The sequence below is a fragment of the Pantoea sp. X-Soil-YNGN-785 genome (genome assembly GCF_059730585.1).
In genome coordinates this window covers 2,044,363-2,062,419 of record NZ_AP035942.1, presented here as the reverse complement: position 1 = coordinate 2,062,419, position 18,057 = coordinate 2,044,363, and the positions used below count along the sequence as shown (strand labels likewise).

Here is an 18,057-nt window from a genome sequence, read left to right as displayed (position 1 = left end):
TTGCCGACTCAAGCCGCAGTCCGTTGAATAACGATGTATCGCATCTGACCAGTTATGCACCTGATGGAGAACATATGTCCCTGAAAACGCCAGTCGCTGTTCACTCAAAATTGCCGGACGTCGGCACCACTATCTTTAGCGTCATCGGCCAGCTTTCGGCACAGCATCAGGCGATTAACCTGTCGCAGGGCGCACCCAGTTTCCCCTGCGATCCGGCGCTGGTCGACTCAGTCAGCCGTGCCATGCAGGAGGGGCACAATCAGTATGCCGCGCTGATGGGCCTTCCCGCCTTACGCGAGGCACTCGCTGGCAAAGTGCAGACGCTCTATGGGCAGAAATATGATGCCGCGAGTGAAGTGTTAATCACCGGCAGCGCCAGCCAGGGACTCTATATGGCGATTACCGCGCTGGTTCATCAGGGCGATGAGGTGATCTTCTTTGAACCGGCGTTTGACAGTTATGCGCCGGTGGTGCGGTTACAGGGCGGTACGCCGATAGGCCTGAAGCTGCAGGTGCCGTCGTTTGCTATCGACTGGGATCAACTGCGGGCGGCGATCACGCCGCGCACCCGGATGATCATTATCAATACGCCGCACAACCCCAGCGCGCAGGTACTGACCCGCGACGATCTCAACCAGTTGGCAGCGTTGATCCGCAACACCGACATCGTTGTGCTCTCCGATGAGGTTTATGAACATATTCTGTTTGATGGTCGCCCGCACTGCGGCATGGCGACGCACCCGGAGCTGGCCGCACGTAGCGTCATCGTCTCCTCATTTGGTAAAACCTTCCACGTCACCGGCTGGCGGGTAGGCTACTGTCTGGCACCGGCGGAGCTGATGACCGAGCTGGTGAAAGTGCATCAGTTTATGATGTACGCCGCCGACACGCCGATGCAGGTGGGATTCGCACACTACCTGCAGACGCCGGAAAACTATCTGTCACTTAACGCTTTCTATCAGCAGAAGCGCGATCGGCTAATCGACCTGATGCAGAACTCGCCGTTCCGGCTGCTGCCGAGCGCCGGTTCGTTCTTTATGCTCGCCAGCTATGGACATTTCAGTGACGAACCGGACAGTGAGATGGTAAAACGTCTTATCGTCGATCACGGTGTGGCAACCATACCGCTGTCGGCGTTTTATATGGATGGCACAGACAACAAACTGATTCGTCTCTCTTTTGCGAAAGACGAGGCGACACTAGAGGCTGGCGCGGCTGCGCTTTGTGCTTTTTCTCACTGAATCACGCGAGCGTGATTCAGTACGGGGAACAGGTAACCAGGACTTTTCGGGGTAAATAGATAATGAAAAAACTGAACGCGCTTTTTCTCGCTCTGGGCATGATGACAACGGTACAGGCACTGGCTCAGGATTTACGTTACGGCGTGGAGTCACAATATCCGCCGTTTGAAAGCCGCAACGCTAAGGGTGAGCTGGAAGGCTTTGATATTGAGCTGGGCAATGCCATCTGTAAGGCAGGCAACTTCAGCTGCCACTGGGTTGAGAGCAGCTTTGATGCGCTGATCCCGGCACTGCAGGCGAAAAAGTTCGACGCCATTAACTCGGCGATGAATATCACCGAAGCGCGCGCCAAAAGCATCGCGTTTACGCAGCCGATCTACCGTATTCCGACCATGTTAGTGGCGAAAAAGGGTGAAAATCTGGCACCGACCGCCGAAGGTCTGAAGGGCAAAAACATCGGTGTGTTGCAGGGATCGATTCAGGAAACCTATGCGAAGAAGCACTGGGAGACCCAGGGCGTAACGGTGACGTCGTATCAGGATCAGAACCAGGTTTATAACGACATGGTCGCGGGCCGCCTTGATGGCACGCTGGTGATGTCCGCTGCCGGTCAGTCGGGCTTCCTCGATAAGCCGCAGGGCAAAGGATTTGGTTTTGTGGGCAAGCCCGTCGAAGATGATGCGATTCTGGGTTCAGGCATCGGCTACGGCCTGCGTAAAGATGACGCGCCGCTGAAGCAGTCACTGGACGCGGCAATCGCCAAAGTGCAGGGTGATGGCACCCTCAAAAAGCTGGCTGAAAAATACTTCCCGGGTATTGATGTCAGCGCGAAGCCATAACAGCAATCGGGCGCGTTCTGCGCCCGATTTCTTCGCTTAACCCGCCGCCAGATAACAGAGCTTTTCTGCCACCTGATAGGACTTCACAAACGATGAGACTGGCAGAAACTCGAAGCGTGAATGGAAGTTATGCGCGCCGGTAAAGAAGTTCGGCGTCAGCAGGCCTTTGGCTGACAGCGCGGCACCGTCCGTGCCACCCCGCATCGGAATCACTTTCGGCTCAATCTCCAGCGCGGCAAAGGCGCTGAAGATCAGATCTATTGCCCGGCGATCCTCACCCAGTGCATTGCTGATATTGCTGTAGATATCGCTGATCGTGATGCTCACTTCGCCTGTGGGATAGCGCGCCGCCAGTTCCTCTGCCGCCTGCTGCAACTGCTGCTTACGCGCCGCGAAGCTGGCCAGATCAAAATCACGAATGGAGACCTTCAGCGTCGCCTTGCTGGCGTTGGCCTGAATCTCATTAAACCAGATATAGCCTTCACGACCTTCAGTGTGCTCCGGTGTCTGCTGACGATCAAACAGGCTGATGTAGTCATGGGCCATCAGCAGCGGATTGACCAGCACGCCTTTGCCCGACATCGGATGTGCCGGAACGCCGGTAAACACAATCTCAGCCGCGGCTCCATTAAAGTTCTCGTAAACCACTTCGCCCAGTTCGCAGCAGTCGATGGTCCAGGCAAAATCGACATTAAACCGCGTGTCCAGATCCAGCGCTTTCGCCCCGCGCAGGCCAATCTCTTCGTCTGGTACAAACGCCACCACGATATCGCCATGATCGCCTTTGAGGTTCGCCATCAGCGTCATCACCACGGTGACCGCCGCTTTATTGTCTGCGCCCAGCACGCTGGTGCCGTCGCTGAAGATCACCTGCTGGCCGACGTAGGGCGCGATCTCCGGATGCTCATCGCGGCGCAGCCAGATATCCTGCACTGTATTCAGACAGAGATCGTCACCCTGCCAGGTGAGGATCTGCGGGTGGATATCGGGCGACAAGCCCACGTCAACGGTATCAATGTGCGTGATAAACCCGATGCGCGGAGCGTCTGGACGGTTGCCCCGTTTCACCGCCGTCACCGTAGCATGGTCATCAATCACCACCTCGTCCAGCCCCAGCGCCCGCAGCTCGTCCGCCAGCAGTTCCGCCATGGCGTGCTGGCTCGGCGTACTCGGCAGAGTCGTGGATTTGGCATCGCTCTGACTGCTGACGGCGAGGTAACGAAAAAAACGTTCGGTGAGTTGCGACTCAAGTTTGTCTGTCATCACTATTCCTTATTAGTCAGCCATGGGCGGGGTTCGCTATGGTGCCGAATCGTGCTATCAATGAAGCATCTGAATGATTCATTTAGATATTGTGATCACCGGAAGTCAATACAAAGCGAGGATGATAATGAAAATCAAGATAGCCACCTTAGCGCTTGTTACTGCTGGGATAGCGCTGGCTGGCAGCGTTAACGCCAAAACGCTGGTCTACTGTTCTGAGGGATCGCCAGAAAATTTTAACCCTCAGCTCTATACCTCGGGAACCAGTGTCGACGCCAGTGCCGTGCCGGTGTTTAACCGGCTGGTGGACTTCACGCCCGGCACCACCGATCTGGTGCCCAGCCTGGCAGAACGCTGGGAGATCAGCCCGGATGGCACCGTCTACACCTTCCATCTGCGCAAAAACGTGAAGTTCCAGAGCAACAAACAGTTCAGACCCAGCCGCGACTTCAATGCCGATGATGTGATCTTCTCGTTTATGCGCCAGATGGACCCCAAAAATCCCTACCATAATGTCTCTGGCGGCACCTATTCCAACTTTGAAAGCCTCGAGCTTTCCACGCTAATCAAAAGCATCGATCGGGTGGATGACCATACCGTGCGCTTTACGCTCGCCCATCCGGAAGCGCCGTTCCTTGCCGACCTCGCCTGGTATTTCGCCTCGATTCACTCGGCTGAATACGCAGACGCCATGCTGAAAGCGAGGACGCCGGAGAAGGTCGATATGAACCCGATTGGCACCGGCCCGTTTGAGCTGGTGCAGTACCAGAAAGATTCCCGCATCCTCTACAAGGCCTTCCCGGACTACTGGCAGGGCAAGGCGAAGCTGGATCGTCTGGTGTTCAGCATTACGCCGGATGCTTCCGTGCGTTACGCCAAGCTGGAGAAGAACGAGTGTCAGGTGATGCCATTCCCGAACCCCGCCGATCTCGACACGATGCGCGCCAACCCGGATATCACCCTGGAACAGAAGGCGGGCCTGAACACCGGCTTCCTGGCGTTTAACACCACGAAAGCGCCAACCGACAACGTCAAAGTGCGGCAGGCGCTGGCGATGGCGATCAACAAACCGGCAATCATCGAGGCGATATTTAAAGGTACCGGCACGGTCGCGAAAAATATCCTGCCGCCGGGCGTCTGGAGTGCGGACAAAGATCTGAAAGATTACGACTACGACCCGGAGCAGGCCAAAGCGTTGCTGCAACAGGCGGGTGTGAAACCCGGCACCGAAATTGCGCTCTGGGCGATGCCGGTCCAGCGGCCTTACAATCCGAATGCACGCCGCATGGCGGAGATGATTCAGTCGGACTGGGCCAAAGTCGGCATCAAAGCCAGTATCGTCAGCTATGAGTGGGGCGAATACCTGAAACGCGTGCGCAGCGGCGAGCATCAGGCGGCGCTGATGGGCTGGACAACTGCGACCGGCGATCCCGACAACTTCTTTGGCCCGCTCTACAGCTGCACCTCTGCGCAGGGTGGTTCTAATTCATCAAAATGGTGCTACCAGCCGTTCGAGAAGTTAATCACCGAAGCCCGCGCCGAGCCGGATCAGGGCAAACGTACCGCGCTCTATCTGCAGGCGCAGCAGATGATGCATGACCAGGTGCCTGCGGTGATGATTGCGCACTCCACCATCTTCGAGCCGGTGCGCAAATCGGTCAGCGGTTATCAGGTCGATCCGTTCGGCAAACACATCTTCTATCAGGTAGATATTAAGCAGTAATACCTTCCTGCACAGGCCCATACCTATTGGGCCTGAGTAGTTTATCCAAAATCCGGTAACCCTTATCCCATCCTCACCTGCTGATCCATCTCCGTCAGCCGCTGCTGCAAAAACACCAGAAACTGCGTCAGTGCTGCGTTGCGCTGACGACCCGACACCGTCTGAAGCTGCAACGTCCGCTGACTCAGTTGATCTACCCCCAGCGATCGCAACACCAGATTCTGGGACTCGCGCTCAAACAAAAGAGTAAACGCGCTGCAGATGGTCACTGCCTGTGGCGTATGCAGCAAAAAGTGATAGAGCGTGGCGAAATAGTCGCAGGTCAATACCGGTTCAACCACGCAGTCATTCATCTGACAGGAGAGATCAAACAGCTGCCGCACGGTGGTGTGATGGCCCGGCAGCGCCAGTGGCCAGCGATGCAAATCGCCCAGTGTTACCTCACGTGACGCCAGCGAATGTGACTGATGCATCGCCAGTAACACCGGGGCAGGCCACGAGCCGAGCACCTCAACGCTGCGCTCAGGCTGCAGACTGAACTGCAGAGCAACATCGCATTCACCCGCCCTGACGCATGCCGCCACGCCCTGCGAGTGCGTCACGTTAATCGCAAACAGTGCGCCGGGGTTCGCCAGACGAAACGCCGCCAGCAGGCCAGGCAGCAGACTGAACGCCATGCCATCCGTGCAGGCGATACGGATCAGGCTGCGGCGTACCGCTTTCAGGCCCTTAATCTCCGCTAGCGCATATTCCATATCAAGCTGACTTTTACGCACGTGATGCGCAAAAATTTCTCCCGCCTCATTCAGTACCATGCCGCGTGCATGCCGTTCAAACAGCGGCACACCGACCTGCGCTTCCAGCCGCTGAATCTGACGGCTGATAGCGGACACCGCCACAAACAGTTTCTCACTGGCGGCGCTCAGCGAACCGCTCTCAACGACCGCCAGGAAATAGCGGATCTCGCTGCTTAACATGGTCACTCCAACAAAACGCATCATAAAAGGGCAGCAAAGCCTTGCTTTAAAAGCAACACCCACTCGATAAATTGATAATTGTGGCAAAGAGAGAAGTTTGTCAAAGATAAAGCACGATAAAAATAACAGACAGGGCAAACATGACAGAACAACAGGCAGTTGACCAGGCGATGCACTATTTCGATAGCGGTGAGTTTCAGCAACTGTTGGCGCGGCGCGTTGCCTGCGTGACCGAAAGTCAGCACGCCAGCAGAGGGACAGAGCTGAACCACTATCTGCAGCAGGAAATTGGTCCGCAGCTGGCGGCGATGGGATTCACGCTACACCCATTTGACAATCCGCAGCCCGGCAGCCCGCCGTTTCTGATCGCCACCCGTATCGAAGATCCGTCAAAACCCACGCTGCTCTGCTATGGCCACGGCGATGTAGTGTTTGGTGACGATGAAAACTGGCGCGAAGGGTTATCACCGTGGCAACTCACAGCCGAAGGCGATCGCCTGTATGGACGTGGCAGCGCGGATAACAAAGGCCAGCACTGCGTGAATCTCGCGGCGCTGGAGCAGGTGTGGCAGGCACGTGGCGGTGCGCTGGGCTTCAACTGCAAAATCCTGTTCGAAATGGGTGAAGAGATCAGCTCGCCAGGGCTGGCTGAGATCTGCCAGCAACAGCAGGCGCTGTTAAAGGCCGATCTTTTTATCGCCTCGGATGGCCCACGCCTTAATGCGCTGCGGCCAACACTGTTTCTGGGTTCACGTGGTGCGGCGAACTTTCGTCTGTCTATTCGGGCGCGTGACAACGCCTACCACTCCGGTAACTGGGGCGGACTGCTGAGCAACCCTGGTACTCAACTGGCCAGTGTGATCGCCTGCCTGGTGAATGCGCAGGGCGTATTACAGGTTGCCGCGCTGAAACCAGACTCCCTGACCGACGCCGTGCGCGCCATCCTCAGTGATATTGATGTGGGCGGCATGCCAGGCGATCCCGCACTTGCAGACGGCTGGGGCGAGCCTGGCCTGACGCCTGCCGAACGCCTTTACGGCTGGAACACCCTGGAGGTGCTGGCCTTTGAAACCGGTAATCCGACACGACCCATGAACGCCATTCCGGGCAGCGCTACGGCGGTGTGTCAGCTGCGTTTTGTGGTCGGCACCGACTGGGAAAATCTGGTGGAGCATGTCGAACGTCACCTGCATCAGCACGGCTTCGATAACGTCAGCGTGGAGTTTCTGCGCGGCTCACCGGCGACGCGGCTTGATCCGCAGGATCCGCTGGTGGGCTGGGCGCTGGATACGCTGGCCCGCAGCAGCGGCAAAAAACCGGCGCTGCTGCCTAATCTCGGCGGTTCACTGCCCAATGAGGTCTTCGCCGATATCCTGGGCCTGCCGACGCTATGGGTGCCACATTCTTATCCCGCCTGCGGCCAGCATGGCGTTAACGAACATATGCTCACCTCGATTGCACGCGAAGGCCTGGCGATTATGACCCGGCTGTTCTGGCAACTGGGCGAAGAGGGCGAACAGCTGATGACGCGCCACCATCAGTGGCGGAGAGGTGAACAATGAGCAGCATCGCGCAAAGTGCCCCGCAGGTAAAACCGAGCCTGCATAAAACGCTGTTCGCCACCTGCATCGGTAACGCGCTGGAGTGGTTCGACATCGCGGTTTATGGCTTTTTCGCCAGCTACATCGCCCACGTTTTCTTTCCGGTCAGCGATCCGTCGGTGTCACTGCTGCTGACCTTTGGCAGCTTCGGTATCTCTTTCCTAATCCGCCCGCTGGGAGCCATCGTTCTGGGCAACTATGCCGACCGGCATGGCCGCAAAAAGGCGCTGCTGCTGTCGATTAATCTGATGATGCTGGGCGGGGCGATCATTACGTTTATGCCGGGTTACGCCACTATCGGTCTGGCTGCGCCGCTGCTGATTATTCTGGCGCGGCTGATACAGGGCTTTTCTGCCGGCGGTGAGTTTGGCAGTTCGACCGCCTTTCTGGTGGAGCATTTTCCCGAGCGCAAAGCGTTCATCGCCAGCTGGCAGTTCGCCACCCAGGGTGCCAGTACGCTGATGGCATCGGCTTTCGGACTGGGGCTGACACAGTGGCTGAGCGAAAGTGAGATTCAGGCGTGGGGCTGGCGCATCCCGTTTGCTTTCGGCTTGCTGATTGGGCCGCTGGGGATCTACATCCGCCGTCATGTGCAGGAACCCGCCAGCTTTGCCTCGCAGGAAAAGGAAGCCGCACCGCTGAAAACGCTCTTCGGGCGGCAGAAAGCGCTGATCACGCTGGCGATTGGCGTGATGGTAATTTCGACCGCGGTCAACTACATGCTCAACTACATCCCGACCTACGCCACCAAAACGCTGCATCTGCCGGGATCGGTCGCCTTCACCGCTACGCTGATAGCGGGGATCATCCTGACGGTGGTGACGCCCATCATGGGGTTGTGGGCGGAGCGGATTGGACGGTTGCCGCTGATGTGGGGATCGCTGCTGTTGCTGGTGGTCACTATCTATCCCGCGTTTAAATGGATGGTCGATCACACCACGCCCACCACGCTGATCCTGCTGGTGGCCTGGATGGCGCTGCTGAAGTCGATCTACTTCTCGACGGTGCCATCGGTAATGGCGGATCTCTTCCCGGCGACTACACGCGCCAGCGGGATGGCGATCAGTTACAACATAGCCGTGACGGTATTCGGCGGGTTTGCGCCGCTGATTTGCAGCATGCTTATTGCCGCCACCGGCAGCAGTCTGGCACCAGGCTACTACCTGATGGCAGTGGCAGTGCTGAGCGGTATCGCGCTGCTGCGCTGCAGTAAGCGGGTGGCATAGCAAATCAGGCCAGTTCATTGGCTTTTTCAGGCAGCTGACATAGTCACATCAGGCTCTGACGGCAATAAAAAAGCGCAAAGTGCAGGGAACGGGGTCAGAGGAGGAAAGCGTCCCGCCGTCCGGAAAAAAACGCCGGGAGCGTTTTTGAACAACGCGAAGCGTTGGCCGGGCAACGGGCGCACCTCAGGAATGAGGTGCGTACTAAAAACGCCGGGAGCGTTTTTGAACAATACGAAGCGTTGGCCCGGCAACGGGCGCACCTCAGGGATGAGGTGCGTAATTGCGCGGGCCGGGCATGCCATGGCTGGCGGATTTTGCGACTTTCTGATCTGACCCTGTTTCCTGCGCAGGCGCGATCTCAACCGCGAAACGAACCAGCCTGCGTTATCAATCTCAACGGGCCGTTAAACCGACCTGCTTTTAACTGAACTGTAAATAGGCAACATGGGTCTGCAGATATTCCTCCAGACCATGTTTTCCATCGGCTCCGCCGACACCCGACTTACGCCATCCAGCGTGAAAGCCCTGCATCGCTTCAAAGTTCTCACGGTTCACATAGGTCTCGCCAAACTTCAGTTTGCGCAGCGCGATCATCGTGGTATTGAGATTCCGGGTATAAATTGAGGAAGTCAGTCCATACTCGCAATCGTTAGCCAGCGCAATCGCCTCATCCAGCGTTTTGAAGGTCATCACCGGCAGCACCGGGCCAAAAATCTCCTCCTGCATAATCGCCATCTCCTGACGCACATCGGTCAGCAGCGTAGGCTGGAAGAAGAAGCCTCTCTCTCCGGTGCGCCTGCCGCCCACAACGACTTTTGCACCTGCGGCAACGGCATCAGCCACTTTCTGCTCGACCCGATCCCGGGCGGCGGCATTAATCAGCGGTCCCATGTCGATATCACTGCGTTCGGCGGGATCGCCAAACGTCACCTGCTGAAACGCGGTAGTCAGTGCGCTGATAAACCGATCATAAATGCCTTCCTGCACATAGACGCGCTCCACGCAGTTACAGACCTGGCCGCTGTTGATCACGCGTGAGCTGATAATGGATCGCACCGCCAGATCGAGGTCGGCATCCTCCATCACGATGGCGGGCGCTTTGCCGCCCAGTTCCAGCGACACTTTGGTCACATTTTTAGCCGCGGCTTCCATGGTGGCGATACCTGCGCCGACGCTGCCCGTCAGACTCACCAGCCCGACCTTTGGATTGGCCGCCAGTTCCTGTCCCACTTCCGGTCCCAGACCATAGACAATGTTAATGACGCCAGCTGGCAGACCCAGCGTCTGGATTATGTCGGCAAACAGTGCGGCATTGATCGGCGTCAGCTCGCTGGGTTTAATCACAATCGTGTTGCCGGTGATCAGGGCAGGCGCTGCTTTGCGGGCGATCAGGAAAAAGGGAAAGTTCCACGGTAAAATCCCGGTGGTGACGCCAATCGCTTTTTTAAACAGGAAGATGTTTTCGTTGGGCCGGTCACTGTTGATGATCTCGCCTTCATAACGCCGTGCCCACTCCGCCATGTAATCGAGGTAGTCGGCGGTGAACAGCACTTCAGTCTTCGCCAGGCCCTGGGTTTTTCCGCCTTCCGCCACGATGGTCGCCGTCAGTTCAGGCTCGCGGTCGCGGATGGCGCTGGCGATTTTGTGCAGCCAGACGCCGCGTTCAACCGCAGGCAACGCTTCCCACGCCGGCTGAGCGGCTTCGGCGGCATTGATCGCAAGGCTGGCATCCTGACGGCTGCCCTGTGGAATGCGTGACAGCAACGCTTCAGTGGCCGGATTGATGACTTCAATCCACTGGTCACCCTGATGGGCGACAAACTCGCCATTAATGTAATGTTGATGATGTGTTGTCATTCGCTTGGCTCTCCGCTATCGATACGTTGCAATAATGTGATAGCAGGGTGAAACAGATCCCTAAGCGTGACCTTTAGTTTATTGCCAGCTTGCGCGTCCGGTTGGCAGCCAATCACAGATATCGGTGAGTTCTGCGGCAAAAACGTCAATCTGTTGTAGATTTAAAGGAGTGAAATCGTGAAAAAGGGGTTAAGTAATGGCAAGCGGATGGGCAGGAGACGGCGCAGTACAGGAACAGATTGATAGCACCGTTAACGACGGGATTGAGCGGGTCAGACAATCGCTCGGGCAGGGCGAAAGCGCCACCGAATGTGAACTCTGCGGCGAACCGATTCCTGAAGCGCGCCGTCAGGCACTCAAAGGGGTGCATTACTGCGTGGCGTGTCAGGAAAAAATCGATAAACAGCAGCAGACCAGCAGCTTATATAACCGTCGTGGCAGTAAAGACAGTCAGCTGCGCTAACGGTCAGGAGCCTGGCATCGCCAGGCCGCTGCTAATAAACCACGCCAGAAAGCCCACGCCCGCCACGATGATGGCGATCGGAAACAGAATTCCAATTCTCATATTCAACCTGCTGCAAACAGCGATTTCAGGGAGCGCGATCTTATCATGAGATCTGGAGGACTGCGCGGTGGGTTTTCAGCAGGGTGAAAAGCTGGAACTGGGTTGCCTCGTTCTCCTCACGCAGCACCTCGCCTTTTTTATAAATAATATGGTGCACATGGCCGAGCTGACGCCACACCACAATCGCCGAGGCGATCAGGGCGCAATGTTGCTCCGCCTGCACACACTCAATGGTGGCATAGTGTGTTTCATCCAGACCATTCACAAACACCTTTATCGCATCTGCAGGTAGTATCGCCCGGAGATCATCCAGCATCACCCGGCTGACTGACTGCGAAAGAAACAGTGTTAACCACCTCGTTGTCATTCCAATCCCTGTTCCCATCAATTTGCCCCAGTTTATACGACCTTGTCTGCGGTAAAGAAGGCTTCTTTGCCCTTTTGCCACCATACCAGTTTAAATGGCAGTCAGTTTAAAAGTGTGCTGCGCCACACAGCAAAACGATAAAAAAGTCAGAATAATAAGATACTTACCTTATTCATTGTCCGGTTATCTGACAACTGTGAAATTGTGATCCTTAACGTTAATAACGGGTAAATATTGCCACTCCGCTGCGGCTTCCGGCATTTATCCAAAGGCTGAGGAATTCCTGCAAAACGTAGACTGCCTGCTGAACGGAAGCTGACAGGTTTCCGACAGGCCTCAACCTAACCGGGGAATAACAATGAACAGCGCCATTATTGCAGGTATCTTCTGGCATTTTGTCGGTGCTGCCAGCGCCGCATGTTTTTACGCGCCTTTTAAACAGGTGAAAAGATGGTCATGGGAAACCATGTGGTCAATTGGCGGCATGATGTCGTGGCTTATCCTGCCGTGGGCGGTCAGTGCCATTTTATTGCCAGACTTCAGGGCCTATTACAGCAGTTTTACGCTGTCGCAACTGACGCCGGTTTTTCTCTTTGGCGCGATGTGGGGCATAGGCAATATTAACTACGGCCTGACCATGCGTTACCTTGGCATGTCGATGGGGATCGGTATCGCGATTGGCATTACCCTGGTGGTGGGCACGCTGATGACGCCACTCTTGCAGGGCCGTTTTGGCGAACTGTTTGCTTCGGCAGGGGGCCGGTTAACCCTGCTGGGCGTGCTGGTAGCGCTGATTGGTGTTGGGATAGTGACGCGTGCCGGGCTATTGAAGGAGCGAGCGCTGGGGATAAACGCCGAAGAGTTTAACCTCAGAAAAGGACTGCTGCTCGCGGTGATGTGCGGCATTTTCTCAGCGGGTATGTCCTTTGCGATGGACGCGGCGAAACCGATGCATCAGGCCGCGGCTAATCTGGGCATCGATCCGCTCTATGTGGCTTTACCCAGCTACGTCATCATCATGGGCGGCGGGGCACTGGTGAATCTGGCCTTCTGTTTCTGGCGGCTGGCCACCCGGCCTGAGCTGTCGGTACGTAAAGATTTCTCTGTCGGAAAGTCGCTGCTGATTGCCAATACCGCTTTTGCCGTGCTCGGCGGCACCATGTGGTATCTGCAATTCTTCTTTTACGCCTGGGGCCATGCCCGCATCCCGGCGCAGTATGACTATGTCAGTTGGATGCTGCACATGAGCCTTTACGTCCTGTGTGGTGGGCTGGTAGGCCTGCTGATGAAAGAGTGGAAGTCAGCAGGGCGTCGCCCGGTGAGCGTGTTATCGATCGGCTGTGTGGTGATCATCATTGCCGCTAACATCGTCGGGCTGGGTATGGCGGCCTGAATGCGAATACAAAGACAGTGTCTTTATAAAGAAGGCCCTTAGAGTTAGCAGAATGGCGGTCAGATCGTGCCCGCTCAGGGAACACGGTCAGATCGGAAAGACGCAAAAGCCGCCATCCATGGCCTGCTCGGCCCGCGACGTCCTGTCGCGGGACGCTTTCCTCTTCTGGCCGTGTTCCCTGCGCTTTTTAGCATAATCATTGCTGCTAATAATTCATTGGGGGAATTTCAGTGCGCTAAATTGCTTGCCGGAAGGGTGTTGAATGGGCCTCCAACACAGGCCCTTTTTAGTCAGACTCGGTACTTTTCGAAACCTGCCGTGGCGCAATAAATCGCTGACGCCAGGCGCTGGGCGTTAAACCGGTATCACGGGTGAAGACCACCGAGAAATAGTTACTGTCATCAAAGCCACAGCGGGCGGCGACCTCACTAATCAGGCAATCCTGGGTGCGCAGCAGATATTTTGCCTGGCAGAGCTGCAGCTGGCGCAGGTAATGACCAATGGTCATCCCGGTCTGCTGACGAAAAAGCTGCCGCAGCGCCCGCTCGCTGAGCTGATTCTGCTGACAAAACGCCGCCAGATCGAAGGGGCGGGCAAGGGCACCCTGTAAGGCTGACATCAGCAGATCGAGCTGTTCACCCTCCGGCAATGCCCATGGACGATCGGCGGCGTAGCCATGGCGGCGCAGAATCAATGCCAGCTGTAAAAACAGCGCCTCAGAGAGCTGTACTGACAGCGGATCGCTTTTGCGGCTTTCACGCTCCAGCTGGCTGATAACGCCACGGGCCAGGGACATGCCGCGCGTAGTCAGACGCCAGCAGCCGGGCGTGTCCGGTCCCTGTTGAGGCAGCAGCTGATTCCAGTCAAGGCCAAGGCCAAAGCGGTCACGGCAGTAGAGGATATTATCCAGCACCAGATTGTTGACGCTATCGTAGCTATGGCAGTCACTGTCGCGGATATAAAAAACATCGCCGCAGGTTATCAGCCAGGGACGATCGTTGAGGACATGCAGGCCGTTACCGCGCCAGACAATCACGATTTCACTGAACTCGTGTTGATGGGGCGGAAAGGAGGGTTGGGGCATCCTTTCGGCAACCGCCACCGGTAAACTGGTAGCGGGAAAATAGTCATCCCGACTGAGTATCAATGCCATACGTTGCTCCTTTACAACATCTGCTGGCGCTCCGCTCGCGGTGCGCAGCCAAATTCGCGCCTGAACAGGGTTGAGAAATGGTTACTGTCACCAAATCCACACTGGAAGGCGATATCGGTAATTCGCATATCACTGTGACGCAGCAGATGACGAGCCTGTAACAGCCGCAAACGGTTCAGATAGCGCTGCGGCGTACTGCCGGTTTGCTGCTTCATCTGCCGATGCAGGGTTCGCAGTGACAGGGAGAAGCGATCAGCCAGTTCCTCCCAGACAATCTCGTCACTGTAATGGTCGCTAAGCCAGTCGAGCAGGCGATGCAACCGTGCTTCCTGATCCTGACTCTGCCCGTCAATACAGGCTTCCCTCAGCAACACCAGCAGCTGCAAAAAGAGCTGTTCCTGGTGCGCCTGTTTCTCCAGCGACCAGGTATCATCCTGCTGCATCTTCGCTGTCACACTCAGCGCCTGCGCCATCACTTTGTGATTGATACGCCAGTGAGAGGTGTATTGCCCGTCCTGATCGCAGGGCAACAAGGCCTGCAGCCCGGAGAGAAAGCGAAACGCGCCGGGACTGCGATAAAGCACATTTGTCAGGCAAAGATTTTCGGTCTGCTCATAGAGATGACGATCGTGATCGCGCACAAAGCAGACACAGCCTGCACACAGCGTCTGCGGCTGACCATTAAACACATGAATGCCGGAGCCTTGCTCCACCAGTACAATTTCATGAAAATCATGATGATGTTCCGGAAAAGCTGCCTGCGGTATGCGGGGTTCAATCGCTATCGCGTAATCGCCTTCGGGAAAAAAATCTGCACTGTGCAATATGGTCATCGTCGTCTCTCGCTGCTTAACAAAACCGTAACGCAGTCTAATCAGGACGCCGTTACCTTACCTTGAATTTTCAGCTGGACTCAGCAGGAATCATGCTGATTTTTCAAGAAATCCCCGGCAGTTAACAGATTTGCGGCAGGGGTCACATCGCCTCTGCTGCCATCTCTGTGATCTCCCTCACGAAGTTCTTTGCCCATCTGCCAGCCACTTACGCCTGTTGGCATTCTGGGGAAGGTGACAACCAGGCAAGATTTTTACTCTGTGACCACTTAATCACAGGGAAAAGTCGCCATGACCAGGAGAAACATTGTTGCTATCGATCTCGGCGCATCCAGCGGACGGGTCATGCTCGCCAGCTGGGATGCCGCGCAGCGCCAGCTGGCACTGCGTGAGGTCCGGCGCTTTAAAAATAAGCGCCAGCGTCGTGCCGGTTATGACTGCTGGGATCTGGTTATGCTGGAGCAGGAGATACGCGCCGGGCTGGCTCAGTTAGATGATGAAGGCGTTGTCCCTGACAGTATCGGCATCGACACCTGGGGTGTTGATATGGTGTTGCTGGATGCAGAGGGTGAGCAGGTGGGTGAAGCGGTCAGCTATCGTGATGCGCGCACGCACGGCCTGATGGAGCAGGCGCAGCATGAGCTGAGCCGCAGCGCCATTTATGCCCGAACCGGCATTCAGTTTCTGCCGTTCAATACACTCTACCAGATGCGCGCTCTGCATCAGCAGCAGCCCGACTGGCAGGCCCGCGTGGCGCATGCGCTGATGATACCTGACTACCTGCATTATCGCCTGACCGGTAATCTCAACTGGGAATACACCAACGCGACCACCACGCAAATGCTCAATATTCACAGCGGTGAGTGGGATCGCGATTTGCTCGCCTGGGCGGGCGTTGACGCGCGGTGGTTCGGTCAGCCGCAGGCACCCGGCAATACCGTCGGTCACTGGATCAATCGCGCAGGCACGGCGGTTCCGGTGATTGCCGTCGCCACTCACGACACTGCCAGCGCAGTTCTTGCAACGCCGCTGATGCAGGACGACGCCGCTTATCTCAGTTCAGGAACCTGGTCGCTGATGGGCTTCGAAAGTCTGCAGCCCTATGCCTGCGATACGGCACTGCGCGCCAACATCACTAACGAAGGCGGCGCAGAGGGGTATCGCGTACTGAAAAACATCATGGGGCTGTGGCTGTTGCAGCGTATCTGCAGCGAACTGCAGATTGACGATCTCAGCATGCTGATTGAAGAGACAGCCCGTCAGCCCGCCTGTGTTTCACTCATCAGTCCCAATGATGCGCGCTTTATCAATCCGGACAGCATGGTTAATGAGATTCAGAACGCCTGCGCAGAGCAGGGCATGCCGGTGCCCCAATCTGCCGCTGCGCTGGCTCGCTGCATATTTGACAGCCTGGCGCTGCTCTACCGTGAAGTCATTCAGGAGCTGGCTCAACTGCGTGGCAAGCCTTTCTGCCAGTTGCACGTGGTGGGCGGCGGCAGCCAGAACCGCTTTCTTAATCAGCTCTGCGCCGATGCCTGCCAGATCCCGGTACTGGCAGGCCCGATTGAAGCCTCCACGCTGGGTAACGTTGGTTGCCAGCTGATTGCCCTGGGCGAACTGACCGATGTGGCTGATTTCCGCTGCAGCGTCATTAACAACTTCCCACTCGAAAAATTCGAACCGCAAACACACAGCGTCTTCAGTGCCAGTCAGGCACGCTTCGCGACGCTGAGTCAACCCGCTAAGGAACCCGCTTATGACTAAGCAGATTGAACAGGCTTTTGAACTGGCTAAACAACGCTACGCTGATAATGGGGTTGATGTTGAACAGGCCATGCGCCAGCTGGACCGCATTCCGGTCTCCATGCACTGCTGGCAGGGTGATGATGTCCGGGGATTCGAGAACCCGCAGGGCGCACTGACCGGCGGCATTCAGGCGACCGGCAACTACCCGGGACGGGCACGGAATGCCAGTGAACTACGCAGTGATATCGACAAGGCTATGTCGCTGATTCCTGGCGCGAAACGTCTGAACCTGCACGCTATCTATCTTGAAAGCGACAAGCCGGTGGACCGGGATGCCATTGAACCTGCCCATTTCGCCAACTGGGTCGCCTGGGCCAAAGAGAATAAGTTGGGCCTCGATTTTAACCCAAGCTGCTTCTCGCATCCAAAAAGCGCTGACGGCTTTACGCTGTCGCACAGTGATAAAACCGTCCGTCAGTTCTGGATCGACCACTGCAAAGCGAGTCGCCGCATCTCTGCCTCATTTGGTGAGCAGCTTGGCACCCCCTCAGTGATGAATATCTGGGTGCCGGACGGTATGAAAGATATCACCGTGGATCGGCTGGCCCCGCGTGAGCGCCTGATGAGTGCGCTGGATGAAATCATCTCAGAAAAAATCAACCCGCAGCATCATATTGATGCGGTTGAGAGCAAGCTGTTTGGCATTGGCGCTGAGAGCTACACCGTAGGCTCTAACGAGTTTTATCTCGGCTATGCCGCCAGTCGCCAGACGGCGCTATGCCTGGATGCAGGGCATTTCCATCCAACCGAAGTGATCTCCGACAAGATTTCCGCCGCCATGCTCTATGTGCCGCGCCTGCTGCTGCACGTCAGCCGTCCGGTACGCTGGGACAGCGACCATGTTGTGCTGCTGGATGATGAAACCCAGGCTATCGCCAGTGAGATCGTCCGTCATCAGCTGTTCGACAAAGTGCACATTGGCCTCGACTTCTTCGACGCCTCAATTAACCGGATTGCCGCCTGGGTTATTGGCACCCGTAACACCAAAAAAGCGCTGCTGCGTGCCTTGCTGGAACCAACCGACCGCTTACGCCAGGCCGAGAACAGTGGCGATTACACCGCGCGGCTTACCCTGCTGGAAGAGCAAAAATCACTGCCATGGCAGGCGGTCTGGGAAGCGTGGTGCCTGCGCCATGACGTCCCGGCTGATGCCAGCTGGTTAGGCGATGTCCGTCATTATGAACAACAGATCTTGAGCCAACGTTAAGGATTT

The 18,057-nt window shown here is 56.5% G+C and carries 16 protein-coding genes; 9 read left to right on the top strand and 7 right to left on the bottom strand.

Going from position 1 to position 18,057, the window contains the following annotated elements:
* Positions 1-74: 74 nt before the first annotated feature.
* Both AC6I8E_RS09610 and AC6I8E_RS09605 read left to right on the top strand, forming a co-directional pair.
* Positions 75-1,241, top strand: coding sequence for a methionine aminotransferase (locus AC6I8E_RS09610; protein ID WP_312214988.1), 1,167 nt, complete (start codon positions 75-77; stop codon positions 1,239-1,241).
* Between the two features lie 62 nt (positions 1,242-1,303).
* On the top strand, positions 1,304-2,080 hold the full coding sequence (locus AC6I8E_RS09605) for a transporter substrate-binding domain-containing protein (RefSeq protein WP_013357937.1): 777 nt from the start codon (positions 1,304-1,306) through the stop codon (positions 2,078-2,080).
* A gap of 36 nt (positions 2,081-2,116) precedes the next feature.
* Here the strand turns inward: AC6I8E_RS09605 and pepT are convergent, their stop codons facing one another.
* A complete protein-coding gene (gene pepT / locus AC6I8E_RS09600; RefSeq protein ID WP_497823924.1) occupies positions 2,117-3,343 on the bottom strand; it encodes a peptidase T in 1,227 nt (408 codons plus the stop codon).
* A 127-nt stretch (positions 3,344-3,470) separates the two neighbouring features.
* Here pepT and AC6I8E_RS09595 point away from each other — a divergent pair, with 127 nt between their 5' ends.
* Positions 3,471-5,066 (top strand): ABC transporter substrate-binding protein, encoded by a 1,596-nt coding sequence (locus AC6I8E_RS09595; protein ID WP_497823923.1) that lies wholly within the window; start codon positions 3,471-3,473, stop codon positions 5,064-5,066.
* 62 nt (positions 5,067-5,128) lie between these two features.
* On the opposite strand, the gene AC6I8E_RS09590 is transcribed toward AC6I8E_RS09595, so the two are convergent.
* Positions 5,129-6,043 (bottom strand): LysR family transcriptional regulator, encoded by a 915-nt coding sequence (locus AC6I8E_RS09590; RefSeq protein WP_497823922.1) that lies wholly within the window; start codon positions 6,041-6,043, stop codon positions 5,129-5,131.
* 140 nt (positions 6,044-6,183) lie between these two features.
* Here AC6I8E_RS09590 and AC6I8E_RS09585 point away from each other — a divergent pair, with 140 nt between their 5' ends.
* Both AC6I8E_RS09585 and AC6I8E_RS09580 read left to right on the top strand, forming a co-directional pair.
* Positions 6,184-7,605, top strand: a complete 1,422-nt coding sequence (locus tag AC6I8E_RS09585; protein ID WP_497823921.1) for a M20 family metallopeptidase — start codon at positions 6,184-6,186, stop codon at positions 7,603-7,605.
* A complete protein-coding gene (locus tag AC6I8E_RS09580) occupies positions 7,602-8,870 on the top strand; it encodes an MFS transporter (protein ID WP_370426452.1) in 1,269 nt (422 codons plus the stop codon). The genes AC6I8E_RS09585 and AC6I8E_RS09580 overlap by 4 nt, the downstream gene beginning before the upstream one ends.
* Before the next feature lie 420 nt (positions 8,871-9,290).
* On the opposite strand, the gene aldA is transcribed toward AC6I8E_RS09580, so the two are convergent.
* Positions 9,291-10,727 carry an aldehyde dehydrogenase gene (aldA, locus tag AC6I8E_RS09575; protein WP_497823920.1) on the bottom strand — a complete coding sequence of 479 codons (1,437 nt, stop codon included), beginning with the start codon at positions 10,725-10,727 and terminating at the stop codon, positions 9,291-9,293.
* A gap of 196 nt (positions 10,728-10,923) precedes the next feature.
* Here aldA and AC6I8E_RS09570 point away from each other — a divergent pair, with 196 nt between their 5' ends.
* Positions 10,924-11,190 (top strand): DksA/TraR family C4-type zinc finger protein, encoded by a 267-nt coding sequence (locus AC6I8E_RS09570; protein ID WP_013357929.1) that lies wholly within the window; start codon positions 10,924-10,926, stop codon positions 11,188-11,190.
* Between the two features lie 3 nt (positions 11,191-11,193).
* Here the strand turns inward: AC6I8E_RS09570 and AC6I8E_RS09565 are convergent, their stop codons facing one another.
* Both AC6I8E_RS09565 and AC6I8E_RS09560 read right to left on the bottom strand, forming a co-directional pair.
* The gene (locus AC6I8E_RS09565; RefSeq protein ID WP_146210980.1) at positions 11,194-11,292 is read right to left on the bottom strand and encodes a YoaK family small membrane protein; all 99 of its coding nucleotides are present in this window, start codon (positions 11,290-11,292) and stop codon (positions 11,194-11,196) included.
* Between the two features lie 43 nt (positions 11,293-11,335).
* On the bottom strand, positions 11,336-11,659 hold the full coding sequence (locus AC6I8E_RS09560; protein ID WP_107319758.1) for a hypothetical protein: 324 nt from the start codon (positions 11,657-11,659) through the stop codon (positions 11,336-11,338).
* Positions 11,660-12,017: 358 nt separating this feature from the next.
* Between AC6I8E_RS09560 and rhaT the strand changes: the two genes are divergently transcribed.
* Positions 12,018-13,052, top strand: coding sequence for an L-rhamnose/proton symporter RhaT (gene rhaT, locus AC6I8E_RS09555; protein ID WP_107319757.1), 1,035 nt, complete (start codon positions 12,018-12,020; stop codon positions 13,050-13,052).
* A 286-nt stretch (positions 13,053-13,338) separates the two neighbouring features.
* On the opposite strand, the gene rhaR is transcribed toward rhaT, so the two are convergent.
* Entirely contained in the window at positions 13,339-14,205 is an 867-nt protein-coding gene (rhaR, locus tag AC6I8E_RS09550) for an HTH-type transcriptional activator RhaR (protein WP_095707164.1), read from the bottom strand.
* A gap of 11 nt (positions 14,206-14,216) precedes the next feature.
* Positions 14,217-15,038, bottom strand: a complete 822-nt coding sequence (gene rhaS / locus AC6I8E_RS09545; RefSeq protein ID WP_033783160.1) for an HTH-type transcriptional activator RhaS — start codon at positions 15,036-15,038, stop codon at positions 14,217-14,219.
* A gap of 291 nt (positions 15,039-15,329) precedes the next feature.
* Between rhaS and rhaB the strand changes: the two genes are divergently transcribed.
* Together rhaB and AC6I8E_RS09535 are read left to right on the top strand one after the other, a co-directional pair.
* Positions 15,330-16,802 (top strand): rhamnulokinase, encoded by a 1,473-nt coding sequence (gene rhaB / locus AC6I8E_RS09540; protein WP_033783158.1) that lies wholly within the window; start codon positions 15,330-15,332, stop codon positions 16,800-16,802.
* Complete coding sequence (locus AC6I8E_RS09535) at positions 16,795-18,051, top strand: L-rhamnose isomerase (protein ID WP_013357923.1); 1,257 nt, start codon at positions 16,795-16,797, stop codon at positions 18,049-18,051. Before rhaB ends, AC6I8E_RS09535 begins: the two co-directional genes overlap by 8 nt.
* Positions 18,052-18,057: the final 6 nt, after the last annotated feature.